Below are 17,756 nucleotides of genomic sequence, written 5' to 3' on the forward strand. Positions count from 1 at the left end.
TGAACATGAAGAGATCAATTCTATATACTGCAGCTGCCCTCATCGGTTTGTCTATTTTAACCCAAAGTGGATTTGCCCAAAAGAAATTATCAGAACAGTTAACCTTAACTGCGATGGAAACACTATTTCAGGATACCACCCAGCTTAAAGGCGCTAAAGGACCAAAATGGAGTTATGATATGGGCGTAGTGCTAGAAGGTGCCGCAAATGTTTGGCGCAGTACCGGCGATGGAAAATATTTTAAATATATCCAAAGCTCAATGGATGCCTATCTGGATAAAGTAGGAAACATCAATACCTACAAACCAGAAGATTTTAACATCGACAATGTAAAAAATGGCCGTTCGTTATTACTGTTGTATAAAGTTACGGGGCAACAGAAATACCTCTTGGCAGCAAATAAGCTTTACGATCAGTTGCAAAAGCAGCCGCGCACCAAAGAAGGTGGCTTTTGGCACAAAAAAATCTACCCAAATCAAATGTGGTTGGATGGATTGTACATGGGCGAGCCTTTTTATGCCGAGTACGCCAAGCTGATGAAAAAGGACGCTGCTTTTGATGATATTGCCAAGCAGTTTATCCTGATGGAAAAAAACTCCCGCGATGCAAAAACAGGCTTACTTTACCATGGCTACGATGAAAGCCGCGAAGAAAAATGGGCGGATAAAACAACTGGCCGATCACCGAATTTTTGGGCCAGGGCAATGGGCTGGTACATTATGGCCCTGGTAGATGTATTGGATAATTTTCCGGCCAACCACCCGCAACGCAAAGAACTGATTGCCATTTTAAACCGTACAGCAACTGCTGCTGTTAAATATCAGGATGCCAGATCGGGCGTTTGGTACGATATTTTAGATATGCCAACCCGGAAGGGGAATTACCTTGAAAGTTCCGCATCGAGCATGTTTGTATACGGTTTAGCCAAAGGCGTACGCAAAGGCTGGTTACCAGCTACGTTTATGGCCGCTGCAAATAAAGGTTATGCAGGTTTAAAGAAAGAATTTATCGAACAGGCAGGCAACGAAAGGGTAAACCTGACCAAGACAGTTTCGGTATCTGGCCTGGGCGGGAAACCAAAATACCGTGATGGCAGTTTCGAATACTATATCAGTGAGAAAGTAATTACGAACGATCCTAAAGGAGTGGGCGCATTTGTTTGTGCTGCTTCCGAAATGGAAATTGCTGCCTTACCTAAACTGGGTAAGGGTTTAACCGTTACCGTTGATAATTTCTTCAACAACGAGTATATAACTGGTCCTACCGGAGATAAAATTCCTTTTCATTATGTATGGGAAGAAGATGATAACAATGGCTTTTCATTATTTGGGAGAGTATTTAACGATGCAGGAGTAAAAACCGCTACACTTAAAAGTGCGCCAACAGCTTCAAATTTAAAAGGAAGTAATATTTACATCATTGTAGATCCCGATACGGAGAAAGAAACAGCAAACCCAAACTTTATGAACGCTGAACATGCCAAACAGGTGAGCGATTGGGTTAAAGCGGGTGGTGTTTTGGTACTGCTCTTAAATGATGCCGGCAACTGTGAAATTTCAAAATTCAATGTACTGCCGCAAACTTTTGGCATCCATTTTAATGAAGATAGCCGCAACAAGGTACAGGGTGCAAATTTTGAGCAGGGCGCCATAAAAATACCGGCCGGGAATTCAATTTTTAAAACAGCAAAGAAAGTTTACATCAAAGAAATTTCGACCATTGTAGCCAAAACACCTGCGGTTTCGGCCTTAACCGATAATGGAGATGTAGTTATTGCAACCGCCAAATATGGTAAGGGAACTGTTTTCGCAGTTGGCGATCCATGGTTTTACAATGAGTATATAGATGGCAGAAAACTACCTTCAGATTTTGAAAACTTCAAAGCAACGAACGACCTGGTGAACTGGCTGATTAAACAGGTGCCGGGTAAAAAGTAAGGTTTAAACCACAGATGAAAAGGATAAACACAGATAAATAAAATACTAGTTACAGGAACGCAAAAGTATAGAGAACCAAATAAGGGCTGTCATCCTGAGCTTGTCGAAAGACTCAGTTAAAATAAAAATATTCTGTGGCATAGAAAAATAGTTAGTGGTCTGTGAAGACATAGACCGCGGAGAAGAAAAAATCCGTGCCTCCGTGGCAAAAAACAATTAAAAACAAATGGTTCATGGGGGCATAAACCATGGGCTAAAAGAACAAAACGATGAAAATAAAAATATGGTTAATCCTTATCTGCAGCAGCTTAATACTCTCCTGTTATGCGCAGCAGCCTACCGATTCTACGGCAGATAAAATGCTCGTTTATCAATTGGGCAATGGCGGCTGGCCTAAACAACTGGAAGATAAAAGCGTGGTAAATTACGGCGCAACCATAACGCCCGAGCTTTTGGCTAAGATAAAAGCCACGAAAGATCTGCATGCTACGTTTGATAATAAGGCCACAAGCAGAGAAGTGGTGTACCTGGTTAAAGCCTACAAAAAAACACAGAACAAGGCTTATTTAACCGCAGCCGAAAAGGGGTTGGACTATATTTTAACAGCCCAATATCCAAATGGCGGCTGGCCGCAGTATTATCCTGATAAAGCATTATACCGTTCAGAAATTACCTATAACGATGATGCGATGATTAATGTGCTGAACATTTTACAGGATATTGCCACGCAACAAAACGATTTCGAAGTAGTAAACCCCACTTACCTAAAAAAAGCCGAAAAAGCAGTGGCAAAAGGCATTGAGTGTATTTTAAAAACGCAGGTAAAGCAGAACGGAACATTAACCATTTGGGCGGCACAGTACGATAAAGATTCATTGTTGCCTGCAAAAGCAAGAGCATTCGAGCCGGCTTCATTAAGCACCAGCGAATCGGCAGGCATTGTTAGGTTTTTAATGCGGATTAATCATCCATCGCAGGCAGAAAAAACGGCCATAACAGCAGCATTAAAATGGTTCGATACCTATAAAATTACAGGCTACCGTTTTGATAGGGATAAAAATGGATCGGCCTTGGTAGCCGATAATTCGAGCGTGGTTTGGGCACGTTTTTATGATCTGGATAAGAATATCCCTGTTTTTGGCGATCGCGACAATACAGTTAAACTTAAACTTGAAGAAGTAAGTCCTGAGCGGAGAAAAGGTTATGCCTGGTATGGCAACTGGGGGCAAAAACTAATCGAAAAAGAATATCCGAAATGGTTAACCACAAACGGGAAATAAATAAAGTATAAATCACACTTTGTGCCTTGGTGCCTTGGTGGTTAAAGAACAAAACAATGATTTTAAGCAAAGAAAATTTAAAAAACATTAATGGTGATAAGGTTACCAAACCTACCGCCGAAATTTTAGCGTTACCAGAAAAAGTAATCCAGTTTGGAACAGGTGTTTTATTACGCGGCTTACCCGATTATTTTATTGACAAAGCCAATCACCAAGGCGTTTTTAATGGCCGTGTGCTTGTGGTTAAATCTACATCCAAGGGTGGTGCCGATGAATTTTCGAAACAGGATAACCTTTACACACTTTGCGTAAAAGGGATTGAAGATGGTGTTCATGTAGAAGAAAACACAATCAATGCTGCTATCAGCCGCGTGTTATCAGCATCGCAAGATTGGGCGGAAATTTTAAAAGCCGCACAGCAACCCGAAATGCAGGTTGTAATTTCGAATACCACCGAAGTTGGGATTGTTAAAAGTGAAGATAAAATTACCGATAATCCACCACAATCGTACCCAGGCAAATTATTGGCTTTCTTACACGAAAGGTACAAAGCCTTTAATGGTTCGGCCGATAGCGGGATGGTAATTGTACCTACCGAATTAATTAGCGATAACGCCGATAAACTGAAAGAAATTGTGTTGGACCTGGCAATCCAGAATAAATTGGGATGGGATTTCGAAAACTGGTTAAAAACAGCCAACCACTTCTGCAAAACCTTGGTAGATAGGATTGTACCGGGCAAACTTCCACTGGCAGAACAAAAAGCCATTGAAAATGAACTGGGCTACGAAGACGAATTAATGATCATGGCCGAACCTTTCAGGCTTTGGGCCATTGAATCATCAAGCGAAAAAGTGAAAGAAATTTTATCTTTTGCAAAAACCGATAAAGGGATTTTCATCGTCCCATCAATTGATAAATTTAAAGAACTGAAGCTCCGTTTGTTAAACGGTACGCATACCATTAGCTGCGGCTTGGCCATTTTGGCAGGGTTTAATACCGTAAAAGAGGCCATGGCCAACCCTGAGTTTGCTAACAATGTGTTGAAACTGATGAAAGATGAAATTGCACCTGTTGTGGTAAACGAAGACATCACTTACGATGAGGCCATTGCCTTTGCCGAAAGTGTAATCGATCGTTTTAGCAATCCCGCATTAGAACATCAGTGGCAGGCCATTACGCTAAACTTCACCTCAAAAATGCAGATGCGCAACATGCCGTTGATTAGAAGATACTATGCTTTAAAAAATGAAGTGCCCCAACTTACGGCTTTAGGTGTTGCAGCTTACATTCTTTTTATGAACGTAAACAAAGAGGGCGATACTTTCACGGCCAGTGCCAACGGCAAAACCTACCCGGTGCAGGATGAATTTGCAGAAATTTTATTTGAATACTGGAAAAACCCGGAAACGGTGGTAGACAATACCCTTGGCGATAGACGACTTTGGGATAAAAACTTAAACAATTACCCCGGCTTTAACGCGGCCGTAAAATCTTACGTTGATTTATTACAAAATAAAGGTGCAAAAGAAACTTTAAGTAACTTGCATTCAGAAAGAACAATTTAAAAATGGTGACTAGAATTTTAAAAATCCATCCAAACGATAATGTGCTTGTTGCCCTTCAAAACCTGGCAAAAGGCGAAACCATTATCCATGATGGGCAGGAATATACTTTACAGGATGATATCCAGGCTAAGCATAAATTTTTTATGCAGGATATGAATGCGGGCGATCATATTATTATGTACGGCGTACTGGTGGGTAAGGCGCAGCATTTCATCTTAAAAGGCGGTTTAATGGATACCGAAAACACAAAACATGCCTCTGATCCTTACGAGTTCCGTCCGTATCATTACGAGTGGCATGCACCCGATGTTTCCAAGTTTGAAGGCAGAACATTTAACGGTTACATCCGCAATGATGGCCGCGTTGGAACGGCAAATTATTGGCTGTTCATCCCTACCGTTTTCTGCGAAAACCGCAATTTAGATGTCATCCGCGAGGCTTTGCACAACGAATTGGGCTATGCCGTAACAGATAAATACAAATCGTACGCCCACCAATTGGTTGAGGCCTATAAAAATGGCGAAATCCTGGAAGAAGCCGATCCAAGCTCAATCGGACTGGCCAATCCATCAGCAAACCGTGTTTTTAAAAATGTTGATGGCATTAAATTCCTGAACCATCAGGGTGGCTGTGGCGGTACCCGTCAAGATGCCGCTGTGCTAAGTAAATTATTGGCTGCTTACGCCGATCATCCCAACGTTGCCGGTGTAACTGTTTTAAGCTTAGGCTGCCAAAACTTACAGGTTAAAGATTTTATGGACGATTTAAAACAGCGTAGCCCTAATTTCGATAAACCTTTATTCATTTTTGAGCAGCAGCAATCGCAGAGCGAAGAACAATTGGTTAAAGAAGCCATCAGAAAAACTTTTATCGGTTTAACTGAAATCAATAATATCGAACGCCAGCCAGCACCATTAAGCAAATTGGTTTTAGGGGTTAAGTGTGGCGGAAGTGATGGATTTAGCGGTATTAGTGCTAACCCCGCAGTAGGCTATACCTCCGATTTATTGGTTGCCCTGGGCGGTACCGTACTGCTTGCCGAATTCCCTGAACTTTGCGGCGCAGAACAACAGCTGATAGACCGTACCAAGGATGAAACCGCCGCACGCAAGTTCATCCAATTAATGACCGCTTACAATCAATCGGCAGAAAATGTAGGTTCGGGCTTTTTCATGAACCCATCTCCGGGAAATATAAAAGATGGTTTAATTACCGATGCCATTAAAAGTACCGGTGCAGCCAAAAAAGGCGGAACATCGCCAGTTGAAGATGTTTTAGATTATACCGAACCTGCAACAAAACCTGGTTTAAACCTAGTTTGTACACCAGGAAACGATGTTGAAGCCACTACAGGCAAAGCAGCATCGGGCGCAACCTTAATATTGTTCACCACTGGTTTAGGTACACCTACCGGAAATCCGGTTTGTCCAACCATTAAAGTATCAACCAACAATGCATTAACCAAACGCATGGGCGATATCATCGATATCAACTGCGGACCGGTAATTGAAGGTGAAAAAACCATCGAACAAATGGGCGAAGATATTTTGGAATATTGCATTAAAGCCGCCAGTGGCGAGGTAATACCTAAAGCGGTACTGCTAAATCAAGACGATTTTATTCCGTGGAAACGGGGCGTGAGCCTTTAGTTTGGAGTAAGGGCTTCTAAAGCTCAAATACCGTGGTCTGTGTCCTCATAAACCGCCAAGAGATAAAAAAATAAATTCCACGTGGTCTGTGTCCTCACAGACCACAAAAAAACATAAATCAACCCCTTCTGTACGGAGACAGGCCGGGGATAAATAAAAAAAATTAATAGACAGTCGTTTTGATCAGCTCAAATCGATTATCTAAAGTCTCAAATCACATAGCATGAAATCTTTTTTAGACGAAAATTTTCTTTTGCAAAGTAAAACAGCCGAAAAGCTTTACCACAATTTTGCAAAATCATTGCCAATTATCGATTATCATAACCACCTCATTCCAGAGCAGATTGCCAACAACACCCAGTTTGCAAATATCAGCCAGGTTTGGCTTGCCGGCGATCATTACAAATGGAGGGCTATGCGTGCCAACGGGGTAGATGAAAAGTATATCACCGGCGTAGGTTCTGATTACGAAAAGTTCGAAAAATGGGCTGAAACCGTTCCTTACACGTTGCGTAACCCTTTGTACCACTGGACCCACCTGGAGCTTCAGCGTTATTTCGGCATCAGCGATCTGCTTTCGGGTAAAACAGCGCAGAAAATTTACGATGAATGCTCGGCCAAACTACAAACACCCGAATACAGCGTTCGCGGTTTACTGGGCAAAATGAATGTAGAAGCCGTTTGTACTACCGATGATCCTTTGGATAGCCTAAACTTCCACCAGCAACTGGCCAGAGAAGGCGCTAACCTTAAAATGTTACCTGCTTTCCGCCCCGACAAAGCGATGAACAGTGATGATATTGCCGGCTTAAACGAATATATGGATAAGCTCGAAAGTGTTGCAGATAAAACCATCAGCAGTTTTCAGGATTATATCGATGCTTTAAAAAGCCGCCACGATTATTTTGCCGCTAATGGCTGTTCCGTTTCCGATCACGGTTTAGAACAGATTTATGCAGAAGATTATACCGAAGCAGAAATTGTGGCTATTTTCGATAAAATCCGCAGCAAACAGGCCATTTCTTATGAAGAGAACCTGAAATTTAAATCGGCCATGTTGGTTTACTTTGCAGAATGGGACCACGAAAAAGGCTGGGTGCAACAATACCACCTTGGTGCACTGCGCAACAACAACGCCCGTATGTTAAGGCAACTGGGACCAGATACAGGCTGGGATTCGATCGGCGATTTTAGTCAGGCCAGAATGCTTTCTAAATTCTTAAACCGTTTAGACAATCAGGATAAATTGGCAAAAACCATTATCTACAACCTTAACCCTGCCGATAATGAGTTAATTGCAACCATGATCGGCAACTTTAACGATGGTTCTGTTGCAGGTAAGGTTCAGTTTGGCTCGGCATGGTGGTTCCTTGATCAAAAAGATGGCATGATTAAACAGTTAAATGCTTTATCAAACATGGGACTTTTGAGCCGGTTGGTTGGTATGCTTACCGATTCGCGCAGTTTCCTTTCTTTCCCCCGCCACGAATATTTCAGGAGGATTGTTTGTAACCTGTTTGGAGAAGACATCGAGAACGGCGAATTGCCTAACGACTTGGAGTGGGTTGGCAAAATTGTTCAGGATATTTCGTACTTTAACGCAAAAAATTACTTTAAATTTTAACCAAAAATCAGGCTTTAAAGTAGTATTTCGTTGGAATCTGATCATTTCAAACGTTTTACTTACATTTTCATACCGTTGAAGAAAACAGCATGAAACACGCCGATTAGACATAAAAATGAGCACCCAAATATTCGCTTCATCAAAAAAAGGAGAAAAAGTTTTAAGCTTCGGCGAAATACTTTTACGTATCTGCCCCGACATGGATGGTCAATGGTTAAAAGAAAATAAACTGCCGTTTTATGTGGGAGGTGCAGAACTGAATGTAGCCACTGCGCTTGCCCTCTGGGATGTTCCCTCTGCTTATTTATCGGCTGTGCCCGATAATTCGGTAACCAGGGAAATTGTTGATTATCTTGATGCCCGCAACATCGATACTACACCTATGGTTTACCATGGCGAACGTTTGGGCTTATACTACCTGCCAAAAGGAAAAGACCTTAAAAATGCAGGGGTAATTTACGATAGGGCCAACTCTGCTTATGCAGATTTAAAGGTTGGCCAGATTAACTGGGATGAAGTTTTTGAAGGTGTTAGCTGGTTTCATTTCAGTGCCATTTGCCCTGCTATAAACCAGACCATTGCCGATGTTTGCCTCGAAGCCCTAAAAGTGGCCCAGGCAAAAAACATTACCATCTCTTTAGATTTAAATTACCGCGCAAAGCTTTGGAAATATGGTAAAGATCCGATTGATGTTTTACCCGAACTGGCGCAATATTGCACGTTGATAATGGGCAATGTTTGGGCAGCCAATAAAATGCTGGGCACTGCGCTTCATCAAGATTTATTGCCTACTGAAGGCTATGCCAAAGAAACATTACTGCAACAGGCCACCGATACAGCTAGAGAAATATTAAGCCTGTTTCCGGCATGCAGAGCAGTAGCCAATACCTTTAGGTTCGATAACGGCAAGGGCATTAAATACTATACGGCTATTTATACCGAAAATGAACTTACCGTATCAGAAGAATATGTTTCGGAAGAAATTTTAGATAAAGTAGGCAGTGGCGATTGTTTTATGGCCGGTTTAATTTACGGTTTTTACAATGGCCTATCTGCAAAAGAAACCCTAAATTTTGCAACCGCAGCAGCATACGATAAATTATATATTCCAAGTGATGCCACAACCAGTACTGTAGCAGATATAGAAAAAAGAATTATACGCAATGATTAGTAACAAGCACAAAATTTTAGATGCCATTTTAGAGCAGGGTATGTTGCCCCTTTTTTATCAGGATAGCGAATCGGGCAGCGTAGAAATACTACGTACGCTCTACAAAGCTGGCGTAAGGGTTTTCGAATATACCAACAGGGGTAAATCGGCTTTGCCAAACTTTAAAAAGCTGAAAGAAATCCGCGATGCAGAAATGCCCGATCTTTATCTGGGTATCGGTACCATTAAAACGCCTGCAGATGCAAATGCTTTTATCGAGGCCGGAACAGATTTTATTGTTGCACCGATTGTAAATCCGGCAGTGGCCGAAATTGCCAACAAAATTGGCATGCTCTGGATTCCGGGCTGTATGACGCCTACTGAGATCAGCGTGGCACAAGAACATAAAGCCATGTTGATTAAAATTTTCCCTGCCAATATTTTAGGCCCTGAATTTATCTCATCAATAAAAGATCTTTTTGCCGGCCAGTTATTTATGCCAACCGGTGGTGTAGAAATAAATGCCGACAACTTAAAAACCTGGTTTAAAGCCGGTGTTTGTGCAGTTGGTATGGGCAGCAAATTAATTAGCAAAGATGTAATGAGCAAAGGCCTTTACGAAGAGCTGTTCGATAATACCAAACTAGCACTTGATTTAATCCAACAAAGCAAATAACCTAACCACAATACCTAACCGAAATGAGCCAACCCAAAACAAGCAAATACAGATGGACCATATGTTTGCTGTTATTCCTAGCTACGACGATAAATTATTTAGACAGACAAGTACTTTCTTTAACCTGGACAGATTTTATTAAACCCGAATTTCATTGGGACAACAATGATTACGGAAATATTACGGCCCTGTTTTCTATTTTTTATGCCGTATCAATGCTTTTTGCCGGTAGGTTTGTTGATAAGATGGACACCAAAAAAGGCTTTCTATGGGCAATCGGTGTATGGTCAATCGGTGCATGTTTGCATGCCTTTTGCGGTATTGCAACGGCCGGAATCATTAATGGAAACTGGTTTGTGGGTTTTGAAGGAGCGAAAGAAGTAATTGCCCGTGTTAACGATACAGGCTTAGTGATTTCGGTAAGTGTTACCCTATTTATTTTTGCCCGTTTTGTATTGGCCGTTGGTGAAGCAGGGAACTTCCCTGCGGCGATTAAAGCAACCGCCGAATATTTCCCTAAAAAAGACCGGGCATTTGCTACCAGTATTTTCAATGCAGGTGCAACCGTTGGTGCTTTGGCTGCACCAATAACCATCCCTTTTATTGCCAAAGCCTATGGATGGGAAATGGCCTTCATTATTATTGGTGCTTTAGGTTTTGTGTGGATGGGACTGTGGATTTTTGTGTACAACAAACCCGAACTGCATAAACGCGTAAGTGCCGAAGAGCTGGCCTACATCCAACAAGATGTGATTGCCGATAGAAAACTGGCCGATTATGTTGAAGAAACCAAAGAAAAGGTGTCATTTATCGATTGTTTTAAATACAAACAGACCTGGGCGTTTGCTTTTGGTAAATTTATGACTGATGGTGTTTGGTGGTTCTTCTTGTTTTGGACACCTGCCTACCTAAAATCTGTTTATGGAATGGACTCTACGCAGAGCGCGCTTCCACTTTTTGTACTGTATGTAATTACCCTGCTCTCTATTATTGGCGGCTGGTTACCAACGTACTTTGTTGATAAAAAAGGGATGAACCCTTACGAAGGTAGAATGAGGGCCATGCTTATTTTTGCATTCTTCCCGCTTTTAGCTTTAGCTGCGCAACCCTTGGGGCACATTACCTACTGGATTCCGGTAATTATTATCGGTATTGCTGGGGCGGCACACCAAGCCTGGTCGGCCAATATATTCTCTACCGTTGGCGATATGTTTCCTAAAAAGGCAATTGCCACCATTACAGGCATAGGCGGTATGGCCGGCGGTGTAGGTTCTTTTATCATCAATAAAGGCTCTGGTTTATTGTTCGATTATACGGGCAAGAACAAAATTGTTTTTATGGGCTTTAAAGGAGAAGAAGCAGGCTATTTCATCATCTTTTCTATCTGCGCAGTATGTTACTTAATCGGTTGGACAGTGATGAAAACATTGGTACCTAAATACAAAGTAATAGAACTTAAATAATTCAATTTTTCAGATTTGGGCACAGAACAGCGTGCCCAGATCTTTAACCTTTTTTTTAAAAACGTTAATCTATACTTAAACCATAGATTAACACAATTATACACCCTAACAACCAAACCCAAATTGAGTACACCGCTAAACCTCGAAAGTATTTTCGTTGAAGAGAGCCAAATTCCAGATGAATTTAGGCTCAAGGAAGAAATCAATCAGAAAGAATTCCTTTCCAATGGTGAAATGAAACCCTGGAACGGACCTTTTAACGAAGTTTTTTCTCCTGTATGTATTAAAACTCCAGAAGGTTTAAAACGAAAACGGATTGGAAGTTTTCCGGTTTGTACCGAAAAGGAATCGACCGAAGCTTTAGATGCCGCAGTTGCAGCATACGATAATGGCCGTGGCCAGTGGCCAACCATGAGCGTAGCCGACCGCATTGCCTGTGTAGAAAACTTTACCCACAAAATGATTGAGCAAAAAGAAATTGTTGCCAAACTGATTATGTGGGAAATTGGTAAATCCTATGCCGATTCGGTAAAAGAATTTGACCGTACTGTTGAATATATCTATGCCACTATTGATGCCCTGAAAGATATCGACAGGCAATCATCACGTTTCGAAATAGAGCAGGGTATTGTAGCCCAGGTTCGCCGTTCTCCACTTGGGGTAGTACTTTGTATGGGTCCGTTTAATTATCCCTTAAACGAAACCTTTACCACGCTTATCCCTGCTTTGATTATGGGCAACACGCTTTTATTCAAACCACCTAAGCACGGTACCTTATTGCACTATCCATTGTTAGAGGCTTTCCGTTCAAGCTTCCCTAAAGGTGTAGTAAATACGATCTATGGCCGTGGTAATACCATCGTTCCGGGCTTGATGAAATCGGGCAAAATTAATGTGCTTACCTTAATCGGTTCGAGCAAGGTAGCCAACGAATTAAAGAAACTGCACCCAAAAGTAAACCGCTTAAGGGCTATTTTAGGCTTAGATGCCAAAAATGCGGCCATTATTACCAAAGATGCAGACCTGGATTTAGCGGTTTCCGAAACTGTTCTCGGCTCGCTTTCATTTAACGGACAGCGCTGTACCGCAATTAAGATTGTTTACGTACACCGCAGTTTGGCACAGGAATTTTTAAAACGTTTATCTGCAGAAGTAGAAAAATTAAAGTTCGGCATGCCTTGGGAGAAAGGCGTAAACCTTACCCCACTGCCCGAATTAAACAAACCAGAATACTTAAAAGAATGCATTGATGATGCTGCAGCACACGGTGCAAAAGTGGTGAACAAAAATGGTGGCCAAACCTTAGAAACCTTTGTGTACCCAGCTATTGTATACCCTGTTAACAGCAATATGAAGCTTTACCGCGAAGAACAGTTTGGCCCAATTGTTCCGGTAGTACCGTTTGATGACCTGGAAGAACCTATTGAATACCTGATCGGTTCGCCACACGGCCAGCAGGTAAGTATTTTCAGCAATAATGCAGCAGTAATTTCATCACTTATCGATCCTTTGGTTAATCAGGTTAGCCGGGTAAATATTAATTGCCAGTGCCAACGCGGACCAGATGTTTTTCCTTTCACCGGTCGTAAAGACAGTGCCGAAGGTACTCTTTCAGTAGTAGATGCATTACGTTCTTTCTCGATCCGCTCTTTGGTAGCAACCAAATTTACGGATGATAACAAAAAGCTATTGAACGAAATTGTTAAAGGCGACGATTCTAACTTCTTAAGTACAAAGTATATTTTCTAGTTTCTGTCGTTCTCAACGCAGTGAAGAATTTCTTCAAAGTGGAGTCAGCTGTTACCAGCTGACTCTTTTTATATCTGGTTTAATTGCTATATCCCATCCTTTAAAGATTCCAACATAGCTATGGCCGTCATTTCGAGCGGACCCGATAGCTATCGGGTGCAACGAAGTCGAGAACCACGAAGTGCTCAGCGAAGCTAAATCTTTCTCTATAAATTTCTCCGTTTCGCCACTGGTGAAAGACCGGCTGGCTCTAGTCGAAATGACGATCTTCCATTGGGTATTTCAAGGGCCGCGGAGCAGAAAGGCCTTTAATAATTATTGTAATAATAACCGATATCATCTACCAATTGGCTGTAAATAGGTTTGGTAAACTCTAAAAACAGCGTACTTGGAGGAGGCGGAAGCATTTCCCTGCGTTTGGTCATGGCCAATTGCTGTTTGCTAAGCGCCCGATCATCTCCTTTATAACTTGCCCAGCTATCTCTCCATACGTAAGTACCAGGGAATTTTTGCTGCCTAACTACCTTTTTGCTTTTCCAATCTACAATGCTCATATCCAATAAGCCAGAAGATGATATGTTCTTCTCAAAAATGCTCAAAGTAGCTTTTACCGTACCATAAACTGGTTTCCTGTCGCGGGTTTCTCCAATTACCACACTATCGCGTTTTAACTTTTCTACACGCTCTTTTACATAAGTCTGTCCAACAACAAAATCATCAAAATTTAAGCTGAGTATCTGATCGGGAACAATTTTTTGGTTGGTGGCCTGCTCTTCCCCATAAAAAATTACAAATTTATTCCGGGCATAACTGCTGATAAACTGATCTATCTGCTGTTGAAAATAATCGCCACTTAATTTGTAAAGGCTGCTGTTTATGATAATGGGCTGTACCACCACGCGGGTAACTGCTGCCCAATACGCATCGTCCATTTTAGCCTTGGTATCTTTATAATTGGTCTGAAGGTTCTGTGCTTTCTCAAATTCGTAATAGGCTTTTTTTGCTGCCTGGCGGTTATTCTCTCTTAAATAGCCCAGTCCCGAATTGTATCTTGCAGCTGCGGCATTAACTTTACTTTCGGCAAGCTCCTTAATATACTTAGCTGGATTTGGAACAATGGCCAAACAGGCCGGGCAGGTGTTTATATCATCTGCCAACTGGTTTATTTTTTGGTAGTCGTACATTATGGCTTCCCATCTAAATAAATCGTTCGCCATTTTGGCTTCTTCAATTTTCCTTAAATGATCCTGTAAAGCTAAATCATATGCCGTTTTCAGCACTTCCATAGCTTCGGTATTTTTGGGTGAGTTTTGCAGCCTGCTTACTGCCTTAGCAACCGAAGCATCATAATCTCCCTTTTGCAGGGCATTCTTTCCTGTGGTACATCCTCCAATAATTATTAAGGATAAATAAATAAAATACCGTAATCTTGAAATGTTTTTCATGGCAGGATTGATTTTGCGTTAATAAAACAAAGATACTTTTGTAAGGCAATAATTGCCCTATTTATTTAGAAGACGATTGAGAATGAAAATTAGTTGCAAGCAATTTGAGTTAGAATTAAAACATCCCTTTTCTATCTCCAAATTTACCCGTACCAGCACCCCATTAATGCTCTTAAAGATAGAATATGATGGTGTTATTGGTTATGGAGAAGCTTCGATGGTACCCTATATGGGCGAAAGCTACGAAAGTGCCAATGCTTTTTTAAAACAGGTAGATTTAAGCCCTTTTAAGCATCCTTTTAATTTTGGAGAGATCATTAGCTATCTAGACAGTATTACGCCCGGACAGCCCGCTATAAAAGCCGCAATTGATATTGCATTGAATGATATACAGGGAAAGATTTTAAATAAACCCTGCTACGAAATTTATGGTGCCGACCCCGCTAAAATGCCGGTAACATCGTACACCGTGGGTATCGATACACCTGAAGTAATACGCGAAAAACTAAAAGATGCCGAAGCTTTTAAAGTAATAAAAGTGAAACTCGGAAGGGATAATGACCGCGAAATTATCGAAACCATCAGAAGCATGACCAGCGTTCCGCTCTATGTAGATGCCAATCAGGGTTGGGCTGATAAAATTAAAGCCATTGACCTGATTTATTGGCTGCACAATGAAGGGGTGGTTTTAATAGAACAGCCCATGGATAAAAACAACCTCGATGGCAATGCCTGGTTAACCGAGCGCAGTCCCATTCCTCTATTGGCCGATGAGGCCGTTCAGCGCCTGGCCGATATGGATAAACTGAGAGGCGCATACCATGGCATTAATGTAAAGCTGATGAAAAGCTGTGGCATGTACGAAGGCCATCAAATGATTTTAAAGGCCCGTTCTTTTGGTATGAAAGTTTTAATTGGCTGCATGAGCGAAACCAGCTGTGCCACCTTGGCCGCAGCAGCATTGGCCCCATTATGCAATTGGGCAGATTTAGATGGCCCTTGGTTAACCAAAAACAATCCTTTTACCAATCCCGCAGTCGAAAACGGCAGGTATATTTTAAAAGATTTACCAGGCTTAGGACTGGAAGGTGTTAACGAAGGCATGTGGAAAGAATGAGTTTCGAACCAGAGTGAAATAAAGTAGCCAAAATGCACATTCAATCAAGCACCCGCTCTCATTCCCTCATTCAACCAATCATTCATTCCCTCATTCAATCAATCATTCATTCACCCACTCAATCCCTCAATCATTCAACTATTTAGGGTCTTTTTCCTTAAAGCTTTTTCTGATGTCTTTGGTAAGCTGGTACTTAAAATAGAATAAGCAGGCCGTTGTACCCACTAAAAAGCCAGCAGGAAGATATTTGGCATTGTTGTAGCACCAAACCAATCCGAAAATAGAAAGGATAATGGCCAGGTTGTAAAAGATATTTAAAGCAAATTTTTTACCCACAGGGAAATGATTGAATGATAAAATTATAGAATGATTGAATGGTGATATCTGTGTGAAAAATTGACTCATGGATTTTGAATAAGCATGTTATCACATTCACTCATTCAAAACCCACTCATTCTGTCATTAGTAAACCGGCATATTCGGATCAAAAGCTTCTTGCCAAGCTAAAATACCGCCTTTTAAATTGTAAAGGTTATCATATCCATATTGTTGCTCTAACTGCATTACTGCTGCTGCGCTTCTTTTTCCACTGCGGCACTGAATTACTACAGGTTTATCCTTAGCAACCTTATCCGCCTCGATTAAAATCCCGCCTAAAGGAATATTCTCGCCATTAAGGTTAGAAACCTCATATTCGAATGTTTCACGAACATCAATTAATTGAAAATCTTCATTGTTATCGATTTTCTCTTTTAGTTCTTGTACCGATATTTCTTTCATTTTATTACGTGTATATATGCAAATATAGGAAAATCAACCTTACCCCCGCCATCAAAAAAATGCCATAATTTTTTAGGTAATACTGTAACAACTTTAGCCCTTAGGCGTTTAACTATAAATAGTTACAAATGGACAAACTAAACCGTTTCTTTTGGTTTTGCTCTGGCGCTCACATCCCGACACTGGAAAAGTATCCTTCAGAACAAAATAAATATACAGGCATTGGTGCCACCATCTTTTTTACAGGCCTATTTGCCGCACTTTCTGGCGGTTATGCCATGTACTTTGTTTTTAAAGGAGATGATCTGGCAGTAATTTTCGCCATCATTTTCGGCTTTTTATGGGGTGCGGCTATCTTTAACATGGATCGCTACATTGTATCGAGCATTAATAAGAGCGCAAGCACCAATAAACAACTGCTACAGGCTACACCGCGTATTTTGCTGGCCATTATGATCGGTATGGTGATATCGAGACCTATAGAACTTAAAATTTTTGATAAAGAAATTAAAGAAAGGCTAAAGGTGAGCTACTTAAATGGCCAGCGCTCAAAAATTGATACGCTGAACAAGGCCTTCGAAAAAAAATACCAGGTAGAATTTGGCAGGTTAAACCAACAAAAAGCCACCAGAGATTCGTTAGAAAAAGGCATAAAAGCAGACCGTCAAAAGCTTAATTTCGAAATATTCGGCAACAAAACAACCGAAACTTCGGGCGTTATGGGCTATGGTCCATATGCCAAACGCAAAGAGACGGAAATTGCCCAGCGTACGGCCGAGCTCGATTCGCTCAAAGCTTCAATCAACAAATCAGAAGCTTTTGTAGATAAACGCAAAGAATTTGATGGCCTGTTTACCGAGAAACTTTATACCAAAAAACAACTGGATAGCCTATCGGATATTGCAGGTTTTGCCGATAGAAATTGGGCATTGGGCCAGCTAAAATTTAATGTAGATGGCTCGCGCGATAACAATACAGCCATTGCCGTTACCTTTATAGGCTTATTGTTTATCTTTTTTGAATGCCTGCCCGTATTTGTAAAATTAATGAGTGCACGCGGCCCATACGATTATGCCATTGCCGATGGGGACGAAGTTTCCATTTACCACTCCAAAAAAGACAAGGATTTTCATTTTGAGGTGGCCGATAATATCCACGAAACCCGTGTAGATTCAGAATCATCCAAACGGAAAGAAATTATAAAAGGAAAAGCATACCGCGACCTGGAAAAGTACGATTGGGATAGCGAGGGGTGATCGAAAATGTAAGATCGAAGGCGGCTTGCTAGCGATTTATAGTTGATGGCTTATAGATAATA

The 17,756-nt window shown here is 41.3% G+C and carries 14 protein-coding genes; 11 read left to right on the forward strand and 3 right to left on the reverse strand.

Features of this window, described 5'->3' with window-relative positions; genetic code table 11:
- Positions 1-5: 5 nt before the first annotated feature.
- The 9 genes from ACS5PU_RS07885 to ACS5PU_RS07925 all read left to right on the forward strand — a co-directional run bounded on the left by ACS5PU_RS07885 (position 6) and on the right by ACS5PU_RS07925 (position 13,096).
- Positions 6-1,937 carry a glycoside hydrolase family 88 protein gene (locus ACS5PU_RS07885; RefSeq protein WP_439458740.1) on the forward strand — a complete coding sequence of 644 codons (1,932 nt, stop codon included), beginning with the start codon at positions 6-8 and terminating at the stop codon, positions 1,935-1,937.
- Between the two features lie 269 nt (positions 1,938-2,206).
- The gene (gene pelA, locus ACS5PU_RS07890; RefSeq protein WP_439458741.1) at positions 2,207-3,217 is read left to right on the forward strand and encodes a pectate lyase; all 1,011 of its coding nucleotides are present in this window, start codon (positions 2,207-2,209) and stop codon (positions 3,215-3,217) included.
- A gap of 56 nt (positions 3,218-3,273) precedes the next feature.
- A complete protein-coding gene (locus ACS5PU_RS07895; RefSeq protein ID WP_439458742.1) occupies positions 3,274-4,785 on the forward strand; it encodes a tagaturonate reductase in 1,512 nt (503 codons plus the stop codon).
- 2 nt (positions 4,786-4,787) lie between these two features.
- Positions 4,788-6,434, forward strand: a complete 1,647-nt coding sequence (locus ACS5PU_RS07900) for a UxaA family hydrolase (protein ID WP_439458743.1) — start codon at positions 4,788-4,790, stop codon at positions 6,432-6,434.
- A gap of 223 nt (positions 6,435-6,657) precedes the next feature.
- A complete protein-coding gene (gene uxaC / locus ACS5PU_RS07905) occupies positions 6,658-8,058 on the forward strand; it encodes a glucuronate isomerase (protein WP_439458744.1) in 1,401 nt (466 codons plus the stop codon).
- 115 nt (positions 8,059-8,173) lie between these two features.
- Positions 8,174-9,229: a PfkB family carbohydrate kinase gene (locus tag ACS5PU_RS07910; RefSeq protein ID WP_439458745.1), complete on the forward strand. Its 1,056-nt coding sequence runs from the start codon at positions 8,174-8,176 to the stop codon at positions 9,227-9,229.
- The gene (locus ACS5PU_RS07915) at positions 9,222-9,884 is read left to right on the forward strand and encodes a bifunctional 4-hydroxy-2-oxoglutarate aldolase/2-dehydro-3-deoxy-phosphogluconate aldolase (RefSeq protein WP_439458746.1); all 663 of its coding nucleotides are present in this window, start codon (positions 9,222-9,224) and stop codon (positions 9,882-9,884) included. The genes ACS5PU_RS07910 and ACS5PU_RS07915 overlap by 8 nt, the downstream gene beginning before the upstream one ends.
- 23 nt (positions 9,885-9,907) lie before the next feature.
- Positions 9,908-11,347: an MFS transporter gene (locus tag ACS5PU_RS07920; RefSeq protein ID WP_439458747.1), complete on the forward strand. Its 1,440-nt coding sequence runs from the start codon at positions 9,908-9,910 to the stop codon at positions 11,345-11,347.
- 123 nt (positions 11,348-11,470) lie between these two features.
- Positions 11,471-13,096 carry an NADP-dependent glyceraldehyde-3-phosphate dehydrogenase gene (locus ACS5PU_RS07925; protein WP_439458748.1) on the forward strand — a complete coding sequence of 542 codons (1,626 nt, stop codon included), beginning with the start codon at positions 11,471-11,473 and terminating at the stop codon, positions 13,094-13,096.
- Positions 13,097-13,404: 308 nt separating this feature from the next.
- Here ACS5PU_RS07925 and ACS5PU_RS07930 read toward each other — a convergent pair whose 3' ends face one another.
- The gene (locus tag ACS5PU_RS07930; RefSeq protein ID WP_439458749.1) at positions 13,405-14,541 is read right to left on the reverse strand and encodes a hypothetical protein; all 1,137 of its coding nucleotides are present in this window, start codon (positions 14,539-14,541) and stop codon (positions 13,405-13,407) included.
- An 82-nt stretch (positions 14,542-14,623) separates the two neighbouring features.
- On the opposite strand from ACS5PU_RS07930, the gene ACS5PU_RS07935 reads away from it, so the two are divergent.
- Positions 14,624-15,658, forward strand: a complete 1,035-nt coding sequence (locus ACS5PU_RS07935; protein WP_439458750.1) for a dipeptide epimerase — start codon at positions 14,624-14,626, stop codon at positions 15,656-15,658.
- Positions 15,659-15,796: 138 nt separating this feature from the next.
- On the opposite strand, the gene ACS5PU_RS07940 is transcribed toward ACS5PU_RS07935, so the two are convergent.
- The gene (locus tag ACS5PU_RS07940; RefSeq protein WP_439458751.1) at positions 15,797-16,063 is read right to left on the reverse strand and encodes a DUF6358 family protein; all 267 of its coding nucleotides are present in this window, start codon (positions 16,061-16,063) and stop codon (positions 15,797-15,799) included.
- A gap of 57 nt (positions 16,064-16,120) precedes the next feature.
- Positions 16,121-16,438 carry a rhodanese-like domain-containing protein gene (locus ACS5PU_RS07945; protein ID WP_439458752.1) on the reverse strand — a complete coding sequence of 106 codons (318 nt, stop codon included), beginning with the start codon at positions 16,436-16,438 and terminating at the stop codon, positions 16,121-16,123.
- A 128-nt stretch (positions 16,439-16,566) separates the two neighbouring features.
- On the opposite strand from ACS5PU_RS07945, the gene ACS5PU_RS07950 reads away from it, so the two are divergent.
- The gene (locus ACS5PU_RS07950; protein ID WP_439458753.1) at positions 16,567-17,694 is read left to right on the forward strand and encodes a DUF4407 domain-containing protein; all 1,128 of its coding nucleotides are present in this window, start codon (positions 16,567-16,569) and stop codon (positions 17,692-17,694) included.
- Positions 17,695-17,756 lie beyond the last annotated feature (62 nt).

The organism is Pedobacter sp. GSP4 (assembly GCF_051857575.1).
Lineage (GTDB): Bacteria > Bacteroidota > Bacteroidia > Sphingobacteriales > Sphingobacteriaceae > Pedobacter.

Excerpts from the sequence above, each read along its gene's own strand:
- ACS5PU_RS07885 (WP_439458740.1), top strand. The coding sequence starts at position 6 with ATGAAGAGATCAATTCTATATACTGCAGCTGCCCTCATCGGTTTGTCT.
- pelA (WP_439458741.1), top strand. The coding sequence starts at position 2,207 with ATGAAAATAAAAATATGGTTAATCCTTATCTGCAGCAGCTTAATACTC.
- ACS5PU_RS07895 (WP_439458742.1), top strand. The coding sequence starts at position 3,274 with ATGATTTTAAGCAAAGAAAATTTAAAAAACATTAATGGTGATAAGGTT.
- ACS5PU_RS07900 (WP_439458743.1), top strand. The coding sequence starts at position 4,788 with ATGGTGACTAGAATTTTAAAAATCCATCCAAACGATAATGTGCTTGTT.
- uxaC (WP_439458744.1), top strand. The coding sequence starts at position 6,658 with ATGAAATCTTTTTTAGACGAAAATTTTCTTTTGCAAAGTAAAACAGCC.
- ACS5PU_RS07910 (WP_439458745.1), top strand. The coding sequence starts at position 8,174 with ATGAGCACCCAAATATTCGCTTCATCAAAAAAAGGAGAAAAAGTTTTA.
- ACS5PU_RS07915 (WP_439458746.1), top strand. The coding sequence starts at position 9,222 with ATGATTAGTAACAAGCACAAAATTTTAGATGCCATTTTAGAGCAGGGT.
- ACS5PU_RS07920 (WP_439458747.1), top strand. The coding sequence starts at position 9,908 with ATGAGCCAACCCAAAACAAGCAAATACAGATGGACCATATGTTTGCTG.
- ACS5PU_RS07930 (WP_439458749.1), bottom strand. The coding sequence starts at position 14,541 with ATGAAAAACATTTCAAGATTACGGTATTTTATTTATTTATCCTTAATA.
- ACS5PU_RS07935 (WP_439458750.1), top strand. The coding sequence starts at position 14,624 with ATGAAAATTAGTTGCAAGCAATTTGAGTTAGAATTAAAACATCCCTTT.
- ACS5PU_RS07940 (WP_439458751.1), bottom strand. The coding sequence starts at position 16,063 with ATGAGTCAATTTTTCACACAGATATCACCATTCAATCATTCTATAATT.
- ACS5PU_RS07945 (WP_439458752.1), bottom strand. The coding sequence starts at position 16,438 with ATGAAAGAAATATCGGTACAAGAACTAAAAGAGAAAATCGATAACAAT.
- ACS5PU_RS07950 (WP_439458753.1), top strand. The coding sequence starts at position 16,567 with ATGGACAAACTAAACCGTTTCTTTTGGTTTTGCTCTGGCGCTCACATC.